This window comes from Tunicatimonas sp., assembly GCF_049647865.1.
GTDB lineage: Bacteria > Bacteroidota > Bacteroidia > Cytophagales > Cyclobacteriaceae > Tunicatimonas.
The window spans coordinates 1-2,802 of sequence record NZ_JBARYM010000115.1 but is presented as its reverse complement, the minus strand read 5'-3'; the positions used below and the strand labels follow the sequence as shown (position 1 = coordinate 2,802).

The 2,802-nt window shown below is 39.0% G+C and carries 1 protein-coding gene and 1 pseudogene; both read right to left on the bottom strand.

Translation table 11 applies throughout. From position 1 onward, the window contains the following. Positions 1–1,172: pseudogene (locus WBA23_RS03760) on the bottom strand (hypothetical protein); the annotation flags it as partial. Positions 1,173–1,263: 91 nt separating this feature from the next. After that, a complete protein-coding gene (locus WBA23_RS03755; protein WP_424580911.1) occupies positions 1,264–1,932 on the bottom strand; it encodes a hypothetical protein in 669 nt (222 codons plus the stop codon). Positions 1,933–2,802 lie beyond the last annotated feature (870 nt).

Genomic DNA, 2,802 nt, shown 5'->3' with positions numbered 1-2,802 from the left:
GGATACAAGTACTGAAAGGATGATAATATCGCCTTCTCAACGAGTGGGTACTTTTGAAGTAGCTGGTTATCATACACTCTATCAATCCAGCAGATCACTTCCAGTATATCTTCTGATACTCCGATTGAATAGCCCGCCGTTTCCGGCCAAATTCCGGTATTCTGATCAAAAATTTTGAGTACATCTACTAGTGCTTTCTGTTTCTCAGAATTTTGATTAATCATTTGGTCCAAATAATACTGCTGCCCTTTTCTGTCTTCGTAGTGCTCATCATCTTCCAGAGCTAAAGCCAGATACGTGATATAGCGGGCCTGCATCAGGTTCCAATTATTGTCAGGAACCCCAAACTTGATCTCCTGCTCTACCCACTTTTTAAGCACTGCATTAATCATATCTAAGTCTTCTCCATTCTCCTTCAAATAAGGGTACAGAAAATCGTAAGCGACAGTAACCGGTACGACAATACGCTCGTGAATGACTTCAAATGTCTGCAAGCCCATCAACTTGGCATTTCGGTCATCGCCTACGGTTAAAGGGGGCTCTCGGTGGTGCATACCTTCTACGTATTTCATCAGAATATCAGCCGCAAATTTAGCGTAGCGCGCTTCATCGGTAAGCCAAAATAAAAAGGCCGCATCTTCGGCCAGATCGAGAATCTGCTCATTGATTCTTTCAATGACGTGCCCGGTTTCAGCAATGGGTGCCCACTCCCAGGGTTGGCCGTCTTTTGCTTCATTTTGAAGGTATATTCCCCGCTCATCATCCATGTAGGGCTTCACATCTTCGAGAGCGGGGACTAGGTAATCAGTCGCCCAATCTCGCGACCCGGAAAAACGAACAGTAGGCACGGCTGCTTGCCCCTCGCCATGCGAATAATCCATACCATTGACGAATACTTTAGTGTACCGCGTTTTCCAGTACATCTGTAATCGAGAAATTATCCACTCAGGATCGGACTGATGGCGATCTACGTAGGGCTCAACCTGCTGTTTTAAGTCTTCCACGTAGGTGCGGGGTCTTTCAGACTGAGTCAGCTGACTAAGAAAGGCTTCTTTATTCGCATCAGACGCATATATTCTAGGATGCTGGTAGGCTGTCTGACTCCAGAGATTGCCGAAAAATAGAGTAAAAAATAAAACTAGCAGGAGTTGTTTGGTCGCGTTAGGTGTCATAGACTCTATTTTAAGCTTTTCTTCGCTCTTTCAAGAGTATTTTTCGGCTTTTATGTATCGTGTGAACGATAGGGTTTTTTCAATCAATAGATCATTTAGTATGCGTGATCTCTTCCTCTTTTAGTACTCCGGAAAATTCATCTACTTCAAAGTCCTCTTTATTCAGCCAATAATCAGATGAAATTAGGTGGTATGTATTATCTCCTGTTGACTTTAGTTCCCAAATGATACTTTCGGCATCTTTAAGTTCTTCTTCAGAATCAAGTTGCTCATCAAATAGTCTTTTCAATAAACTTTTCTCGCTTAATAAGTCACTAATCGTTCGAAGTACTATCTCTTTTGTAACAGTTACTTTACTAGCAAAGGTGAGTTCAATATCTAGAGCTGAAGCAAGAGTTTTTGGGAATTTTCCGTTATACGCTTCATATAACAATTGGTTGATGTTGAACAGTGGATAATGTAGAGAAATATTAGGGTATTCTTCCGCAACCTTATCTTCCAGCATTTCGTGAGCTAAATTTTTTATTTGTCCTTCTTTTAAAATGCTTTTCAACTTGTAAGTCAGTACAATTTCAGAGGCTTCTTCAGGTTCAAAATCAGAAATCGCCATTGACAACAATTCAAATAATTCATCTTCGGGAAGGCTTTTAGCATCGGAATAGTCAAATAATTCAAGCAGATTGATGTAATCTTCCCTACTCCAATAGCCCTCTATTTTCTCAATCGCTTTTATTTTATTCAGTCTGATTGTAAAATTCATATTTCTTGCTTTTTCATTATGACTAACGTTTTTGTAATATACTGATTATTAGCTAATTATAGCTTGATTTTCAAATCTTGAAAATTACTCATTTTTACTCTTAACTAATGTGAAAAAGTTGACCGTAGAAATCAACATTTAAAGTGTAGGGGGAACTATGCACAACGATTTCGCAAGGGAGATCAGTCTCCGTCACCTGCCAATATCAGCAGAAGAATGACAATCGGTTTCTACTATTTCTCCTATGTCAACAGTATGTATTCTTTGAGTTTTTGTGTCGCCCACTTCCTAAATTCTGTTATCAATGTAGACTTTACTCAGTATCCTACCCACATGATTACGTCTTAATTATAATAAAGAAGTTCTCTCGTTATCTCTCTATTAGCTTCTTTTTGAACCTGTGCAATTTTTGCACTAGTTGCTGCTTCGTTAAGCTCTTTATCCTTATAAGCGTTTTTAACGTGCCGGTTAATGACAGTTCTATCCTTTTTTAAAATATTGGCGATCTGAGATTCAGTAGCCCGAACGGAGCAAACTGAACTGAAAATACATAGGGATTTCCAGACATAGATGAGAACAAGCAATTACCTGTGGCCATTATTATCTTTAGCTTTTCGCAAATTCGATTAGCGGGGCAATGTTTCCATTGTCAGCGTCTCTTAGGGCGTTAATGTATGCTCTTCTTGTCTCGTTAGCTTTAATCATATTTGATTGGTGCCACGAAAATATTTCATTCTCAAATATCGATTCAATCCCAATTTGTGTCCACAGAATTCCAATGTTTTTTTCGGTTCTTCTAAGAATCTGTTTAAGTTATTTATTTACTAGCGAAAACAATGAATTTTGCGATGATACAAGGCACTTTTGAGA

What these genes read in the sequence shown, in the direction of transcription:
- WBA23_RS03755 (WP_424580911.1), bottom strand. Translation starts at nt 1,932, where the DNA reads ATGAATTTTACAATCAGACTGAATAAAATAAAAGCGATTGAGAAAATA.